Here is a 17387-nt window from a genome sequence, read left to right as displayed (position 1 = left end):
CGCAAGGTGTTTTAACAAATCAAAAGGGGTTTTTATAGCTGCCTCATCGCTGAAAGCTCTACGGAACCCCCTGCCTAGCAGGGGGTTTTCTATATACAAAAAAAGCAGGTATAAAAAATACCTGCTTTTTTATGTGATTTTTTTTAGTACCAAATGCTACTTTGTATTCCCTGCTACACTAGTATATGCTGTTAACAGTTATTATTGACCACATTTTTATCAGGCGACCTCTTGAGATATCTATCTTCATTTCATACATCACTAAAGATATCCCGCTACCTTTTTCGGGTACTTGGTTTTATGTTATGGGCATTAGGCGCCTTATTAACCACTTTCTATCTGACTAATATTTTTAATAAGGGCAAATCAGATATTCGTCAGGACTATAATACTGTCTACGATATAATGTTCTCCTATATTCGGAATACGACTGCTACTCTGCATGATCTCCAATATATGACGGAAAAATATTTATCCCAGAAGAATGAAAAAAAACTGACTATTAACCTGCCACATAATAACTCCCATTTTTTGTATACACCGCTGAGTATACATTCTAATTGTGACTTTCTGAGTAATGAACAAGATCACTACTTAAAATCATTAAATGAGCTGTTCTTCTTCTGGAAAGATAATATTGTTATGCCACAGGGCATTAATCAGGTTTTTTTAGTCGATATTCAAAGTATGTGCATGATGAATTCTCCAATTCGCGGGACAATAACCGATCCTGACATACTAAAAAAAATGGTTTATGAAAATTACCGGCGTCTGATATTTGACCAAGAGAAAGGAAAAAATCAAAATATCTATTGGGCAGCTCCAAATACAAGTTCCGACAGTGGTAGCTTTTATATACTTTCTCCTATTTATAGCAATGGACAAATGATTGCAATGATAGGCGTCGAACAATCTATCAGGCTGGATACTTTTATACCCGATCATGACAGGAATATTACCCTTACACTACTGAATAATTATAATAAGCCTGAATTATATTATCCTGCAAGAAATAGTAATAAATCCAACACGATTGGCTACAATACGCAGGTACCTTATTTTGGCTATAGTGAAAATTTTTCTCATTTATTATTAAAACGGCGTTTAGCACCCTCATCATTCAGTGTGGTATATTCAGAACCCTTAGTTAATATTTTTAATGCATTCAAACATAAAATCATTAACAGTATTATTCTTAATATCACCTCTGCGATTCTGATTATCTTTTTTGTCTGGTTATTTGAGAGAAAAATGTTCTCTCCTGCCGAAAATAATGCTCTTCGCCTTGAAGAAAATGAGCAGTTTAACCATAAAATCGTCGCCTCAGCTCCTGTCGGCATCAGTATTTTACGGATTAGTGATGGTGCTAATATATTAAGTAATGAACTTGCACATAACTATACTAGAATGCTGACGTTTGAAGATCAAAAACGCATTATCGATATCATTTGTGACAAAAGCAGCAGCTACATCGATGTTGTCACCAGCAATAATAATCATCTACAAATTAGTTTTGTGCATTCACGCTATCGCAATGAAGAAGTCGCAATCTGTGTTCTGATTGATATCAGCACCCGGGCAAAAATGGAGAAATCATTACAGGAAATGGCCTCAGCCGCAGAACAGGCTAACCAGGCAAAATCAATGTTCCTGGCAACAGTGAGTCATGAATTAAGGACGCCATTATATGGCATTATCGGAAACCTTGAATTACTACAGTCCTATCCATTGTCACGGGAAGCTGCTCGGTTATTATCGACAATGAATAATTCATCATCACTGCTGTTAAAGATTATTAGTGATATTCTTGATTTCTCCAAAATAGAATCTAATCAGTTGAAAATTGATGCCAAAGAATTCAGCTGTAAAGAAGTTGTATCTCATGTAATTTCAAATTATCTACCCCTTATTGCGAAAAAAAATCTGGGATTCTATTGCTATATTGAACCGGATGTACCTGACTACATTAATAACGACCCGGTGAGGCTTCAGCAAATTATTTCCAACTTGTTAAATAATGCGATTAAATTTACAGAAACGGGCTGCATTGTTATATCCATCGCGATAAGACACGGCTATATGTATATCTGCATCAAAGATACAGGGCTAGGGATAGAAAATAAATTACAGGCTCAGTTATTTGAACCATTTTTTCAAACCAATACCAATAAAGAGAATGCATCACAAGGTACCGGATTGGGTTTAGCTATTTGTGAAAAATTAATCAATCTGATGGATGGTGATATTGAGTTTGTATCCCAACAATATGTTGGCAGTATTTTCTCTATCCGGCTTCCGTTATATGGTGCAAGATATGATAAGGAAAAATACCAAGCTAACATCTATTCTCCAAAACATGCTCAACAAAAAATAGTCTTAGCTATTCACAATGATTGTTTAGAAAAATATCTGTACAACTTGCTTACAAAGGCACATTTTCAAATTGCTTTATATGATGAAAATAAAGCCACTGACTCTGAGTTTTTAGTCAGTGATCTTCCCATTGAGCCCAATAATTCTGCCCATTATCACATTGAAATATCGGAGCAGCATATCGGGACACCCAAAAACACCCATAATAATTACTGGTTGCATAACACTTACCAGATTAGCGATTTTGCTAGTTTTATTGATAATCTGCTCTCAGACAATAATTATATGGCTATGCCTTCTACTTCAACAATAACAACTCCAGTCAAAGTAGATGACAGATTAAATACAATTAGAATTTTAGTTGTTGATGACCATCCTATCAATCGGCATTTACTTGTTGAACAATTAAGCTCATTAGGCCTCAAAACAGCAATGGCTCATGACGGGCTTGATGCTATTGAATACCTGAAAAATAACGAGACTGATATTATTCTGACCGATGTTAACATGCCCAATATGGATGGTTATGAATTCACAAAATATTTAAGAAATAAAGGATATACTAAACCCATCATTGGGATTACAGCGAATGCAATGGCAGAGGAAAGGCAACGTTGTGCTGATGTCGGTATGGATTATTGTTTACTAAAACCAGTATCACTGACAAAATTGAAGGAAACATTAGTGGCACATATAAGATCGGCAACATAAATCACCGATCCTATACTGAAAGAAATAACAAATAGGCTATTTAACCATATCATTGTCAATAGTGACTGAAGATAAGTAATTAAGTAACGCAATATCGTTATCCACTCCCAGTTTTATCATTGCAGATTTTTTCTGACTACTAATGGTTTTTATACTACGATTAAGCTTCTTTGCAATATCTGTAACGAGTAGACCCTCAGCAAATAAACGCAGCACTTCACTCTCTTTTGGAGATAAACGCTTATCTCCGTAACCATTAGCATTCACTTTTTCCAACAATTTAGAAACACTTTCAGGTGTAAATTGTTTACCTTTTTGTAGCGCAGAAAGTGCTTTAGGCAAATCGGTTGGCGCTCCCTGCTTTAAAACAATCCCCTCAATATCAAGTTCAAGTACTGCACTTAAAATAGCCGGATTATTGTTCATCGTCAGAACGACAATAGCCAATGTCGGATAATGGCGTTTAATATATTTTATCAGGGTGATACCATCACCATATTTGTCACCGGGCATTGACAAATCCGTTATGAGAACATCTGCTTCTATATGTGGCAAACTATTAATCAGTGTAGTTGAATTTTCAAACTCACCGACAATATTAATCCACTCAATTTGTTCAAGTGACTTGCGGATGCCAAATAAAACAATAGGATGGTCATCTGCAATAATGACATTAAGGTTATTCATATTATTGGTTACCTTGGCTGCAACAGCTTTGTGATAAAGGAATCAATACGGCTGATGCTACTTTTGATTTCTATTTCATTATTGTCTGCTATGTGTTGTTCCAACGCCTCACATAATGTTTTTAGCAATTTAAAGTCTAACATAGCAAACGCACCTTTAAGGCGGTGTGCCGTTTGCGAAAGTGATATTAAGTCATAGCGTTCCATATCAGTATACAGCTTAGTAACATCCATCGGTACCGTCTCTATAAATAATTTCTTATAATTACTGTCTACCAACTGCGTATGATAACTTTTAAGGGTATTACAAATATTACTATCTACATTTTGAACAAAATCTGATTCTGATTTCAGATCAGAGGCGCTCTCGTCAGACGCAATTAAGCTGAAATCTTCTTCAATCAGCAGCGATATCGCATTGATAACATCACCAACAAAATTGTAATTACACTGAACCAAACCAGCTTGCATTTGCTTAAACCCTACTAAATTACCTACTAATAATATAGTTGGCTTTTTTGTTTTGTTCTGTTTATCAGTAAGAATAATATCGTATTCTTCCGTAACACTTTCTGTGCTTTTTTCAAAATATGTTGCTCCATAATTATCAAGGTGATTATGGATTATTTTTTTAATTTCAGGATTACTGATATCTACTAGGACGATAACCCCTTCCAACAGTTGTGGGATCTCTATATCTTCATCTTGTTGAGACAACGGTAAACTAACAACATAATGCGTTCCCAGCCCCAGTTTACTGTTAATTTGAAGGTTTCCTCCCATCTTTTTACATAACTGATTGCACAAATAAAAGGCTAAACCAGAATTTGTATAATATTTATCTTCTGCTAACTTATGTAAGAAAGGGTAATTTAAACTATTCAGATCTTTCTCGCTAAGACCGGAACCACTATCAATTAACTCAATCTGTACGTGGCTGTTATATTTACCGGAAGTACTGACGTTAAGTGATATTTTCCCATAACTGGTTGTTGTAATAGCATAATTTAATAATAATGAAACTATTTTACTTATTGCTTGCCCATCACCATTGAATATGGACTCATGAGGAATGTTAAAATGATAATAAGCCTTCAGACTCTTAGCATTGAGTGTTGGAAGGAATATTTTTAATATATTTTCCAATTGCGAAGATAAAGAGAATATCTCATTAGTAGGCTTCCAGTCATCTGACTCTAACCCATTGAGTAATGAAATATTTTCAACCCAATCGGTAATATATTCTGATTTTAACAGCAACCTATCCAGTGAATATTGGATGTCTTCATCTTGTGACTTTTCTTTCAACTGAATAACAAGATCGTTCAGCTCCTGAATAGGCTTTTTTATTTCATTATTAATATTTAGCAACATGGAACGTCTAGCATACACACTTTTCTCATATTCTCGTTGAGCAAGCTGTAACCGCTTATTGATCATTACCTCCTGATCACGGCCCTGAAATAAGAAAAGGTATGTTTCAGGCAATAGATTACTGCTATACATTTTTACTTCATAAACCGCATCCTCAATCGAGGTCTGAATAACACCATGATGCTGTTCTGCCATTATCTTAACCTTATCCAAATCAAGATAAGGCAACAGTTTTTCGGCAATTTTATTACTGCTAATCTGTTGGTTCGATGAAAAATCATAAATCAGCAGCCCAATGGGTATATTGGAAACAATATCATTTTCCAAAGAATTTTTGATTTTCAACTCCTGATCCATTGATGCATTAGGCGTGATATATCGCCGACGGATATAAAATAAACCGCTGAATGAGAGTAGTAAGAAAAGCAATATAGAAAGTAACAGCCAAATATTTCTGAGCAATAAATCTACAACAAGTGCTTTCAGTGGAACCTGATATATCAATTTATACGGCACAATATTTAGTGGCTGAGAAAACTCTAGCCAAAAACCGTTTAAAGAAACATCAACTTTACTTGTCTTGTCAAGATCATATTCATTGTTTGAGTTCAGCCGAAAATTTGCCGCTGGCATATCAACCGGTAAGAGGTTATTAATTGGTAGATCAAAGGCAATAACGGTGGTTAATTGCCCAGGTGAGTTGAATGCAGCTTTATATGTATAAAAATAAATATTCTCTCCGCGCAATGAATGAATAGATGAGATACTTTCTCTTTCATCCAACGCTATTGACTGAGCCAGCATTTCAGAACGCTTAAAATCAGAGGTCAGGGTCAGATAACTTTCCTTAAATCTGATTTCTGGTTTTAAAATAGGATGCGTTGTCACCAGTAGTAAATTGTTATCCTTACCATTGAGGTAATACATAGACTCATATTCGTTGCGCGAGCCCCAGAGAATTTCGAGATAATGGGATAGTTTCTGAGCCAGTTGCACACTTGAATCATTGTAACTACCAAAAATAATCGCATCGATATTTTTGCTATTGTTTTCCAGCCAATAAATATTAGGACCTACTTCCAATGTAGGTACAATCCCCAAAGAAGATAGTGACTTAGAATTAGACTGTTCGAAGATACGTCCTGCGTGGTAGCGATAATCTTTAATCTGCAATCGCATTTTAGCTGTCACACTGCTGACGGCGTATTTTTTCTCCATCAACCAACTATCAAAATAGTTATACCCAAATAAAAATAGAGACGTAAAAAGCAGAATAATAAACAGTGCATAAAAACGGGGGATAGCAGATGGCTTAATAGGTGCTTGTTTATACATTCTTTGAATGGCTACCTTTCATGTGAAGATATCTATGGTTAACTTTAATTCAATTCGCAATAAAATAAGTCATTGAGTTGTGTTAATACTAGCAGGTTAGCGGATAAAAAGGCCACCAGCGTTCGAAGATTGAGCAAACAGTAAAAAAATAACAATTTTTCCCTTTCGGGGGCTAGACACATCCCAGAGATATAGGCATAATCTCGCGCCATGGAAGGATGGCCGAGCGGTCGAAGGCAGCGGTCTTGAAAACCGCCGATGGGAAACCATCCTAGAGTTCGAATCTCTATCCTTCCGCCAAATTTCGCCGGCTTAGCTCAGTTGGTAGAGCAACTGACTTGTAATCAGTAGGTCACCAGTTCGATTCCGGTAGCCGGCACCAAATAGAACCCGTTATCTCTCAACAAGATAGCGGGTTTTTTATTTCGCCCTCCAACTACACTGAACGCAGGGTGGGACATATTTGGGATTTCATCATGAAAAAGAGCATCAATTTGTTGTGCATGCTCTGTCAGGTGAGAGGGGGGATAGATGCGCGTATCGACGTACCATCTCAATTGATTCCCAGCTCTCTCCCATTTTTACCCCTTTCATAACTCAACAATTCTGCATCCTAACATATTCTTGCAAGTAAGATTCCTTTTGCTCTGACTCCACTGATAATCTCTAATTGGTATCCGAGTATTCCCCAATTTTGTCTACGTAATTCCCGCATAATCATCACACTATCTGACCAAATGAAAAACCTCATTTTAGGGGTAAGTATTAAAAATTGAATTTTCTAACGTGGATAATATCTGATCATTCATGTAGTTGACCTAATCATCTTTTTGTTGATGTTTTATGAATTTAAATATTATTGCTATGAGGATTACAATAATTACCCTTATTTATCCGGCAATGAATTTATCTAAAAATAGATTTTAAAAATACTCAGAAAAATCGTTTTTATACGAAAAACCTGATATTCCATAAAGTCATTTAAATTAAATTAACACCTATAAAACAATAATATATGTGAAATTACATTAACAAAACCACTAATAATCAAGCCACCAATTATACTCTTAGAGTGAATCTAAATAAAATAACCTGACTAATTAATAAACTACCAATTATTAATTTCCCTTCCGAGAATGGCTGTTATTGAACGAAATTAAAATTATAACAATCAACACTACATATTATTAACAATCGGCCTTAGTTAGTAATTAACTTATGATGAAATAAAAGAAAAGATAATGACTGATAGATACACAATGAATTTCAAGATGCGCCTCGGCGACAAGGGAGTTCCCCCTCGGGAGTATAGATAACTCTATGGTCGGGATGAGTGAGTGCAGCCAACAAACAAAGAAGCAACTCTCAGTTTGATTGAGAAACAGATGGCAACTGAATCCTTCTGTCATCTGTATTAAATGAGTAAATTTGAGGAGTACGAAAATGAAAGAAAAACCGGTTCTGATCTGGTATCTGGTGCTGGTTGCGCTACTTGATTTTATCGGTTTGGGAATGGTGGTGGCGATATTTCCACACATGATGATTTCTGATGCCGCTTCACTCTTCCCGGAAGGATGGGATCACGAAAAAAAGGTAGTTATATTGGGGGTTTTCCTTGCAATCTATCCTTTGGGCCAGTTTTTTGGTGCTTCCATACTGGGCAAAATGTCGGATATTTATGGCCGCAGAAAAATGATGTTAATTACTGTAGCGGGTACTGCTATAGCTTTTGCTGCCAGTGGCTATGCAGTCGTTGAAGCATCAGCGGGGTTACTACTGCTTAGCCGTTTGCTCGCAGGGATGATGGCAGGTAACGTGGCAATTGCACAAGCAAGCATGGCGGATATCAGCGAGCCGGGAAATAAAACTAAAAATCTCTCTATGATACAGACTGCTCTGGGTCTGGCCTGGGTGATAGGGCCGCCAATCGGAGGCTGGCTAACTAATTTATCTCTGGGGCAGTTCAACGGGTATATGACACCCTTTGCGATTATGGCTGTTATTTTTACGCTCTTATTTATCTACACGTTGGTTACATATCCCGATACTCTGGAAAAGCATACACAGGAAAAAATAAATGCGTTTTCCGGTCTGGTGCAAATAGCAAAAGCCTACAGTCACACTAAGCTAAGAATAGCATTTACGATATGGACAATTTTTGTTGCTGGCTGGTGGCTGTTTGAGTCTTTCCTACCCGCTTATCTACTGGATATTTATAGTTTCAGTTCGTTCCAGATTGGATCTTTTCTCGCCATAATGGGAGCAACTTATGCATTGTTTCAGTATCTGGTGGTAAGGCACGTTGCCAAAGTCACTAAACCTGAAAATATGGTGCAATATTCACTTGTGGTGTCATCACTTGCCGTCATAGCCATTTCAATGGTCAGTAATGTTATTTACCTGCATGTATTCATTACTCTTTTCGTCACCTCGATGGGTTTTGCATTGACTGGTTTAATAAGCAGTATCTCAAATCTTGCGCCGGAGAATGAACAGGGAGAAATCATGGGTTCTATCAGTTCCATTCAGGCGCTGGCCACGCTGATAGTCATGTTGGCAGGTGGTTTCCTCGATACCATTAATATTAGGGTAACAGTAATAGGTGGTGGGTTATTACTGTTAATTAGCTGGTTACTTTTTGTAATGCGTCTGGGTGTTATCAACAGAAAAGTAATTCGCTAAGTAAGAACAGTAATCAGTAAGTCACCCGTTCAATTCACATAACTGGCACTGTATAAGAAAAAAAACCGTTATCTCAGGAGCACGGTTTTTTTCTTTTCTACTTTCAGGCTTACTACCATACGTTATTCTCGGTTCAGATGGCGATAACCAGAGGCGCTAATAAAGCTAAACAAATAACAACCAAAATCTGTAATATCAAGACTATTACTTGAATTCTTTTCTTTTCGACGGGGTTCCACAGATACAGCGATTCAACATTAGATTAATTTATTAAATTTAATTTTTTAATCTACTTCTCAGTTTTAGCACACAGTGTAATTATTTCTTTACGATCTATGTATCGCGAATTTGACAGCCATACATCAATACTTTACTCTGCCAGTCTTATTACTATTTTATCAATATATTCAGAGACGAGGATCGCGTGAAGAATCGCACTACTGGCAGTATTTTTATCGTCGCCGGAACGACGATTGGGGCAGGAATGCTCGCCATGCCTCTGGCTGCGGCAGGTGTAGGTTTTAGTACAACACTGGCCATGTTAGTTGGCCTATGGGCTTTGATGAGTTATACCGCACTCCTGCTGGTAGAAGTTTATCAATATAATAAAGCCAATACCGGGCTGGGAACTATCGCAAAACGCTACTTGGGCGTCGGTGGGCAGGTGTTAACAGGGTTCAGCATGCTATTTCTGATGTATGCTCTGACAACCGCCTATATCAGTGGTGCTGGTGAGTTGCTGGCTGCCAGTTTATCTGCCTGGTTAGAGAAAGACATTTCTGTTTCTATCGGGATCATTATATTTACACTGGTCGCCGGAAGTGTCGTCTGCATTAGCACCCGATCTGTTGATTTAATTAATCGCCTGCTATTTACTGCTAAAGTCATTTTTCTGGTGCTCGTTCTTGGTGTGATGATGCCTCATGTTGATAAAATCAACCTGATATCCATGCCAATAGAAAAAGGGCTTGTTCTGTCAGCCATTCCGGTGATTTTTACTTCATTCGGGTTTCATGGCAGTGTGCCAAGTATCGTTGCCTATATGGGAGGGGATACAAATAAGCTGCGGAAGATATTCCTTATCGGTAGTGCTATTCCGCTGAGTGCTTATATCCTGTGGCAGTTAGTGACTCTTGGTGCTATTTCTTCCAATACCTTTGTCGGGATTCTGGCACAACAGTCAGGACTGAATGGATTATTGCAGGCTGTCCGAGAAGTTGTTGCGTCACCAAAAGTTGAACTTGCTGTTCATCTGTTTGCTGATCTCGCACTGGCGACATCGTTTCTGGGTGTTTCTCTGGGTCTGTTTGACTATCTTGCTGACCTGCTAAAACGCCGCAATTATGCCAAAGAGCGTTTGCAAACCGGCCTGATAACTTTTGTGCCTCCCATGCTTTGCGCCCTGTTCTACCCTAACTTTGTGATGGCTCTGACTTTCGCTGCCGTTGCGCTGTCAATTCTGGCTCTGATACTCCCCTGCCTGCTGGTTTGGCGCTGCCGCAAAGAAAATCAGGGAGGATATCGTGTGAAAGGTGGTAATCCGGCACTCGTCCTCATTTTCCTGTGCGGTATTGCTGTTATTGCTATTCAGGTTGGCATTGTTACAGGCATACTGCCCGAGGTTGGCTAACCCGCCACTGAGAAAGGCATATCCGCATCTTTACAGATGCGGATAATTTCATTGGAGATATCAGAAATTCACGCCTGCGCCAATGTAAAAACCATCTGACACTTTATTACTGCGATCCCCGCCTTTTCCTTTTAGATCAATCACGCGATAACCAGCTTCAACACTCAGTGGTCTGAAGAGGAGATAACGGACACCACCGTTAGCTTCTGTATAAGAGTCAATACCTGAAGTAAAACCTGATGGAGCACCATAAGCTTCACCATATAATGACAGTGATGGTGTTACCGCTGCACTGAGGCCAACACCAGCAGCTAATGCAGCGCCATCTTTTCCGACTTTTGGCGACAGATAGAGAGCCTTACCACCAACACTGGCTGTCAGCGGGCCAACAGGCAAAGCAAAGGCCAGTCCCAGGCTACCCAACTGACCATTATGATCACTGCGGGCCCAGTTTCCGTTAAGGGAGAACCCCGCATTTTTATCACCAATTCCCGCAGATGTACTGGTATAGTGCTTTCCTGCCTCAACATTTACAGAAATTGCATTTGCTGTACCAGTCATAAAGAGCAGACTAGCAGCACTGACAGCAATAAAACCTTTCATATCGTTTCCTTCTTCTCTAATTGGTAATTGCCACTACTTGTTGCAAGCCATTTTACTGGAATTCAGTAAACACCATAAACTATAAAATTAATAAACTATCTAGATTAATCAAGATATTCAGGTAACATATTTTTGCAGCACCCACTGTTTAACCTGCTGCCGTGGAATTTTTATTCCATCACTCTTTAGCTGCTCAGGCAGTAAGTAACAGGCTACAGGCTGCTGAAATGACGCAAGTTTATCCGAAAGCCAGCTAGCAAGTGTTGTTGTAAGTTTAGGTGAGTTTGTTTCGATTACCATGACAGGCCGATGCCCAAATTCAGGATCAGGTACAGGAACAACAAAACTTTGCTGAATTTCGGGATGCTGGTTAATGATTCGCTCAATATCTTCCGGCTGGATACCTTCTCCACCGCTGAAAAACTGATTGTCTAGACGCCCGAGAATACACAGTTCATCCCGCTCAAAGACGCCCCGGTCACGGGTGGAAAACCAGCCATTTTCGTTAAGCAGAGGCTGTAATTTCCCATCAGACCAATACCCCATCGCAATGCTGTCTGCCCTGATCTGTATCTCATCATCCTGCAAACGGATCTCTTTTCCCGGCAATGGTGTTCCCACCCCCGGTAAACCATCTGCACGCTTTGCGCAGACTGTTGAAGCCATTTCAGTCAGGCCATAACCACACCAGCAGCGAATACCCAGTGTTCCGGCCTGTTGAACAAGCTCCTGCGGTATCATTGCCCCACCCAGTAACACATCTTTTAAAGTCTGTTTATATTCATGTGGCTGAGACAGCCAGCGCCATAATTGCGTTGGCACTAAGGAGGCATGAGTACAACCGGATAAAGCCCTATCCAGAGAGCGCATGTCTTCTAATACCAGCACTGCACCTTTCAGCAACCAGCGCCAGAGTATTCCCTGACCTGAAACATGGTATAAGGGCAATGACAATAACCAGCGATCATGTGAACTGAAATCTATACAGGAAAGAACACCCTTTGCACTGGCAAAATGGGCTTCCATACAATGCACAACGGCTTTAGGCAGCCCGGAAGATCCTGAAGTCAGGATCATACTGGCCGGGCGATACTCATCCCATGGAATTAAGTCCCATGTGACATATTTTCCTGACGTAACTGTAAACTTAGTTTGCCAGTTGAGTTCCGTTGCCTGAATAACCGATGAAGGGGAATCGGTAAAATCAGCCACAAATGCCATATTCAGCCGGGGAAGTAATTCCACCAGCAATGATTCGGGAAGTTGAGGATTCAGTGGCAGTACTCTTGCCCCACATTGTAGTGCGCCAAGGTAACAGAGTAATAAATCAGTACTATTTTTCCCCCTCAGGATCACTCCACTGCCTTCTGATACCCCCTGTTGCCGGAAACAATCTGCAATAGTATTAATTTTTGTCGCTAGCTGCTGCCATGTCAGGGGTTTTCCATACAACAAGGCAGCCTGTTTTTCCGGAGCACAAACCGCCCAGTGATGCCACGGCCATTGGTTAAACGACGCTAATGACATTCATGGCTCCATGCTATTTCCAGTTTGTCTGATTCAAGGCAAGGAATGTCACTGTCTGGCCAGCAACGGATAAGTTGTGACTGGATCAAATTCAGAGTATCTAATCCCGGGAGTGTATCAGGCGTTAACCAGTGTGCTAAACGGGCCAGTTGCGTCAGACCAAAACTGGTTTCAATACTTGAGCTTATAACGGCTTCCAATCCTGCCTGATGAGCTTCAGTAATTAACTGACAGCAACGGTCAATACTGCCAACCAAAGTGGGCTTGATGATAATAGCAGCAACACCAGCTTCAGCTTTTACCGTGAAACCGTCTTCCCGGACACTTTCATCCCACGCGATAGCAATACCTGTTTCGCGAGCAAAATCCAGTGACTCCTCACGGGTTTTGCAAGGCTCTTCAATGAAAGCAATACGCTGGCGATAATCCGGATTGACATACTTGGCAAATCCATCCGCTTTAGTACGTGTCCAGCTGCGGTTGGCATCCAGTCTTAAGCGAAGTTCAGGCACAGCTTCCAACAAAACATTAGCAACCATGCCATCCCGTACAGCCTCGTATAAACCTACTTTCACTTTCGCAATTTTCTGTCCGGCCATTTTCCCCAGATGCAGGATCACATCATCAGGATCGCCGGTACATAATGGTGCTTTGCGATAGTCAGCTTCTTCCGGCAATTCACCCCGCAATTCAGCAAGCGCACAACTGATACCAAATGCAACAGAAGGTAATTCACTCTGTTCCGGTTCTTTCTCTGCGCCTTTTTCTGCCTGACACCAGCGCGTTAACCACGCTACTGCGGCTTGTTCTGCCTGCTCAAGTGTTTCACGGCTGAATTCCGGCAGCGGAGCAATTTCTCCCCAACCGTGTTCCTCATTTTCCTGTATATGAACCAGAAAACCATCGCGGGTTTTCAGGCGCTGATAGCGCAGGATAACACCTGCCTCCATCGGCAGGCTGTAGTGATAAAGAGTTGCTTTACGCATCATGGGTTACGTTTGAATTTACTGAAATCAGGGTGACGTTTTTCATTGAATGCGTTACGCCCTTCCTGCCCTTCTTCAGTCATATAAAACAGCATGGTGGCATTCCCGGCCAGCTCCTGCAAACCTGCCTGTCCATCGCAATCTGCATTCAGTGCAGCTTTCAGGCAACGCAACGCCATCGGGCTGTTTTCCAGCATTTCACGGCACCAGCGCACGGTTTCTTTCTCCAGCTCAGCGTAAGGAACGACAGTATTAACCAGCCCCATATCAAGCGCTTCCTGAGCATTGTACTGGCGGCACAAGAACCAGATTTCACGGGCTTTTTTCTGCCCGACAATACGTGCCATATAAGACGCGCCCCAACCACCATCAAAAGAGCCGACTTTAGGACCCGTTTGTCCAAAAATCGCATTATCTGCGGCAATGGTCAGGTCACACATCAGATGCAGGACATGCCCACCACCAATGGAATATCCGGCAACCATAGCGACAACCGGTTTTGGGCAAGTACGAATCTGGCGCTGGAAATCCAGTACATTCAGATGATGTGTTCCCATATCATCCTGATAACCACCGTAATCGCCCCGGATCTTCTGATCGCCGCCGGCACAGAAGGCTTTTTCTCCCATTCCGGTCAGAATAATTGTGCCGATGCTATCGTCATAGCGTGCATCTGCCAGCGCCTGAATCATCTCTTTAACCGTCAAAGGACGAAAGGCATTACGCACTTGTGGGCGATTGATTGTGATTTTAGCGATACCATCGGTAGATTTATGATAAAGAATATCTTCAAATCCATTAGAACAGTCTTGCCAGTCAATCGGCGCATATAATTTTTCTTCGCATGGGTAGAGCATTATTAAACGTCCTTAGCCAAAAAGTGATAAAAAGTGGTTCACTGCGGCTGAAAAACCCGCAGGATTACTACTGTGGACATTATGTCCAGACTGAGAAATTATTTTTAATGGCAATGCAAACTGCTGCGCTATTCCCTTAAATTTCTGATCATGTTCACCGCATAAATAAATAAAAGGTACTGCCAGTTTTTGTAATTCCGGGAGCAGATACGGCTGGTGCCCGAGTGAGGTATTTTCCAGCATATCTGCAATACTGTTGCCCCTGTTCTGGCTACGAAGATGAATGAGCCTGATACGTTGCGCAGCAGGTAAATCTGCAAATACAGGCTGTTGATACCAATCCGCTAAAACTGCCGCTATAGGCTCTGAACGGAAACGCTGTGCCCAGTTTTTGTCATGTAATAATCTGGCTTCACGTTCCTCCTGAGATAACAGCCCCGGGTTTCCGCCTTCCACCAGAATCCCCCTTAAACCCTGCACTGCCTGAGCTTGAGTTGCGTGATACATGGCAATCCGGCCACCCAGTGAGTAACCAATTAACCAGTAATCATGGATCTGGTACGCAAGTAAGATTTTGCTCAGTAGCGCATTCATCTCTGCAAGGCCATCTTTCGCAAAAACATCCACAAGCGGCATATCGGCAGAATGACCATGACCGGGCAAATCAATGACCAAAGAAGGATACTGGTTGCAGGCACTGATAATGGGCTGCCATTCATGACCACATCCCAGCAGACCATGCAACCAAACCAGCCATGGGCCTTGTTTGTCCGTATTGAATGTCTGACAGGCCAGCTTCACAGTTCCGCCACTTGTTTTAGTAACGTTTGCAGGCACATCGCACCTTCATTATCTGTCACATTTAATTCCACGACCGTTGCAGCATTTTGCAGCCATGCCTGTTCAACGGACTGTTTTAACTCAGGCCAACTTTGTGGAGCGCTATAATGCAGGCCAAACATAGCTGCGGCATGGTTAAAACTGATATTTTGCGGCATACAGTAAAACTGCTGGCGCGCTTCCTGTGGTGTAGGCAGTAATGAAAAAATCTGACCGCCATTATTATTGACGATAATCAGCACCATCGGTGATGAAATTTCCCGCAATAAAGCCAGACTGTTCAGATCATAAAGTGCCGAAATATCGCCGATAATCGCCAGCGTGGGCTTACCGGTTGCCCGTTGTACTCCGGCTGAAGTTGCAATTAACCCGTCAATACCACTGGCTCCGCGATTACTGTAAACCGGAAAACCGACAGGGAGTTGCCCCAGCGCATCAATCAGGCGGACAACCAGACTATTGCCGACAAATAGTTGCCCCTCTTCCGGTAATAACTGATACAACTGATGGGCAACCGCAGCCTCACTGAATTTACCCGACAGTTTTTCAGCCACACATCCCGATGCCTTTTCTGACCATATTTCCAGTTCATTCGCCCAAAAAACATTAGGGTGATCCGTATGCGCAGAATGCTCTTGTAACCAAGTTGCGATATCGCAGGTAAATTTACGTCCCTGATGATTGGCTGGATCAAGCCTTCCGGCAATAGAATCGATAACCCAGTATTCCTCTGGCTGACATGTCGCCTGCCACTGCAATAGTCTCTTACCGGTCAGGCTGGAGCCAAACTGGATAACCAGTTCTCCTTTTGCCAGAATTTCCTGTGTTCGAGGGTGATGCAGCCATAAATCAGCACAGGGCAAAGGCTGGCCTGTCTGAGACAAGACATCACCAATCAATGGCCATCCCATGTCTTTTGCCCACTGTGCAACAAGCTGCCCTTCTTCAGCACGCATTCTTCCTGCCAGAACAACACCCCGTTTTTGCCGCCAATAATCCCAGTCAGTCACTTTGGTTGTCACAGTCACCATCGATTGCCGAAGCCACGGCTGATCCCCCTGCCACCAGTCTCCCAGAGTCTGTAACCATGACTGGTATTGATCATCATCACCATACAAAGGTTCTGCAAAAGGGCAGTTAATATGCAGCCCTCCCTGCCTGAGATTAGACATCGCATTATCAATAACAGAGACCAGCCAGCTGGCTGAAATATCGGTGGTTGGGCGCGGCAAAGTGAGTGTTTGTGATGGATGTGAAGCAAAAATACCGTGCTGACGAATAGCCTGATTTGCACCACAGTCAATCAGCTCCGGCGGTCTGTCTGCGGTGAGAAATACCAGCCGTTCTCCGGTTAAACCCGCTTCAATCAGGGAAGGATAGAGATTGGCAACTGCGGTTCCTGATGTCACGATGACAGCAACGGGTTCCCCGCTCGCTTTTGCCAGCCCCAGTGCCAGATGGCCTAACCCTCGCTCATCAAAGTGAGTATGGCATATCAGCTTACCGTTCTGGGCAGTAGCTTTCTTTACAACGGAAAGTGTCAGTGGAGTAGAACGGGAGCCGGGAGCAATACACACATGACGCAAACCGTGGCGGGTCAGTGCTTCCAGTAAAAGTTCCGCCCAACGACGGTTCAGTGCGCTGTTTGACATAGGATGTTCGAAAATTATTTAAAAAGAAAACTCATTATTTAAGAAAATGAATTATATAAGATATTCGCCGTTCTCATTCCCTTAAAAACACTTTCCTTGTGATAGTTCAAAGAAATATCATTTTATTGACA

11 protein-coding genes, 2 tRNA genes and 1 pseudogene are annotated in these 17387 nt (G+C 41.5%); 5 read left to right on the top strand and 9 right to left on the bottom strand.

The genetic code is table 11. From position 1 onward, the window contains the following. The first annotated feature begins 231 nt into the window (after window positions 1-231). Entirely contained in the window at window positions 232-3084 is a 2853-nt protein-coding gene (rcsC, locus tag AACS90_RS19350; RefSeq protein ID WP_099121186.1) for a two-component system sensor histidine kinase RcsC, read from the top strand. Window positions 3085-3120: 36 nt separating this feature from the next. On the opposite strand, the gene rcsB is transcribed toward rcsC, so the two are convergent. Then, the gene (rcsB, locus tag AACS90_RS19345) at window positions 3121-3771 is read right to left on the bottom strand and encodes a response regulator transcription factor RcsB (protein WP_099108352.1); all 651 of its coding nucleotides are present in this window, start codon (window positions 3769-3771) and stop codon (window positions 3121-3123) included. Window positions 3772-3779: 8 nt separating this feature from the next. Then, window positions 3780-6479 (bottom strand): phosphotransferase RcsD, encoded by a 2700-nt coding sequence (gene rcsD, locus AACS90_RS19340; RefSeq protein WP_099121185.1) that lies wholly within the window; start codon window positions 6477-6479, stop codon window positions 3780-3782. A gap of 212 nt (window positions 6480-6691) precedes the next feature. On the opposite strand from rcsD, the gene AACS90_RS19335 reads away from it, so the two are divergent. Beyond that, window positions 6692-6779, top strand: a tRNA-Ser gene (locus AACS90_RS19335). Window positions 6780-6785: 6 nt separating this feature from the next. Further along, window positions 6786-6861: transfer RNA gene (locus tag AACS90_RS19330), tRNA-Thr, on the top strand. Window positions 6862-6931: 70 nt separating this feature from the next. On the opposite strand, the pseudogene AACS90_RS19325 reads toward AACS90_RS19330, so the two are convergent. Continuing rightward, window positions 6932-7046, bottom strand: a pseudogene (locus AACS90_RS19325) (hypothetical protein); the annotation flags it as partial. Between the two features lie 876 nt (window positions 7047-7922). On the opposite strand from AACS90_RS19325, the gene AACS90_RS19320 reads away from it, so the two are divergent. Then, window positions 7923-9161 (top strand): MFS transporter, encoded by a 1239-nt coding sequence (locus AACS90_RS19320; RefSeq protein ID WP_099121184.1) that lies wholly within the window; start codon window positions 7923-7925, stop codon window positions 9159-9161. Between the two features lie 424 nt (window positions 9162-9585). After that, window positions 9586-10791: a tyrosine transporter TyrP gene (tyrP, locus tag AACS90_RS19315; RefSeq protein ID WP_099121183.1), complete on the top strand. Its 1206-nt coding sequence runs from the start codon at window positions 9586-9588 to the stop codon at window positions 10789-10791. Window positions 10792-10851: 60 nt separating this feature from the next. Here the strand turns inward: tyrP and AACS90_RS19310 are convergent, their stop codons facing one another. From AACS90_RS19310 to menD, 6 genes are all read right to left on the bottom strand, one after another. Continuing rightward, window positions 10852-11394 (bottom strand): YfaZ family outer membrane protein, encoded by a 543-nt coding sequence (locus AACS90_RS19310; protein ID WP_099121182.1) that lies wholly within the window; start codon window positions 11392-11394, stop codon window positions 10852-10854. Between the two features lie 117 nt (window positions 11395-11511). Next, complete coding sequence (gene menE / locus AACS90_RS19305; protein WP_099121181.1) at window positions 11512-12921, bottom strand: o-succinylbenzoate--CoA ligase; 1410 nt, start codon at window positions 12919-12921, stop codon at window positions 11512-11514. Further along, window positions 12912-13907 carry an o-succinylbenzoate synthase gene (gene menC / locus AACS90_RS19300; RefSeq protein WP_099121180.1) on the bottom strand — a complete coding sequence of 332 codons (996 nt, stop codon included), beginning with the start codon at window positions 13905-13907 and terminating at the stop codon, window positions 12912-12914. Before menC ends, menE begins: the two co-directional genes overlap by 10 nt. Further along, the gene (menB, locus tag AACS90_RS19295) at window positions 13907-14764 is read right to left on the bottom strand and encodes a 1,4-dihydroxy-2-naphthoyl-CoA synthase (protein ID WP_099108358.1); all 858 of its coding nucleotides are present in this window, start codon (window positions 14762-14764) and stop codon (window positions 13907-13909) included. Before menB ends, menC begins: the two co-directional genes overlap by 1 nt. 12 nt (window positions 14765-14776) lie before the next feature. Then, on the bottom strand, window positions 14777-15565 hold the full coding sequence (gene menH, locus AACS90_RS19290) for a 2-succinyl-6-hydroxy-2,4-cyclohexadiene-1-carboxylate synthase (RefSeq protein ID WP_193757154.1): 789 nt from the start codon (window positions 15563-15565) through the stop codon (window positions 14777-14779). After that, complete coding sequence (menD, locus tag AACS90_RS19285; protein WP_099121178.1) at window positions 15562-17256, bottom strand: 2-succinyl-5-enolpyruvyl-6-hydroxy-3-cyclohexene-1-carboxylic-acid synthase; 1695 nt, start codon at window positions 17254-17256, stop codon at window positions 15562-15564. The genes menH and menD overlap by 4 nt, the downstream gene beginning before the upstream one ends. Window positions 17257-17387 lie beyond the last annotated feature (131 nt).

It is taken from the genome of Xenorhabdus sp. KK7.4 (assembly GCF_963876465.1).
GTDB lineage: Bacteria > Pseudomonadota > Gammaproteobacteria > Enterobacterales > Enterobacteriaceae > Xenorhabdus > Xenorhabdus stockiae.
Note: the sequence above shows the minus strand (reverse complement) of the source record. Positions and strands in the feature narration are given on the sequence as shown.

Excerpts from the sequence above, each read along its gene's own strand:
- rcsB (WP_099108352.1), bottom strand. The coding sequence starts at position 3,771 with ATGAATAACCTTAATGTCATTATTGCAGATGACCATCCTATTGTTTTA.
- rcsD (WP_099121185.1), bottom strand. The coding sequence starts at position 6,479 with ATGTATAAACAAGCACCTATTAAGCCATCTGCTATCCCCCGTTTTTAT.
- AACS90_RS19320 (WP_099121184.1), top strand. The coding sequence starts at position 7,923 with ATGAAAGAAAAACCGGTTCTGATCTGGTATCTGGTGCTGGTTGCGCTA.
- AACS90_RS19310 (WP_099121182.1), bottom strand. The coding sequence starts at position 11,394 with ATGAAAGGTTTTATTGCTGTCAGTGCTGCTAGTCTGCTCTTTATGACT.
- menE (WP_099121181.1), bottom strand. The coding sequence starts at position 12,921 with ATGTCATTAGCGTCGTTTAACCAATGGCCGTGGCATCACTGGGCGGTT.
- menC (WP_099121180.1), bottom strand. The coding sequence starts at position 13,907 with ATGCGTAAAGCAACTCTTTATCACTACAGCCTGCCGATGGAGGCAGGT.
- menB (WP_099108358.1), bottom strand. The coding sequence starts at position 14,764 with ATGCTCTACCCATGCGAAGAAAAATTATATGCGCCGATTGACTGGCAA.
- menD (WP_099121178.1), bottom strand. The coding sequence starts at position 17,256 with ATGTCAAACAGCGCACTGAACCGTCGTTGGGCGGAACTTTTACTGGAA.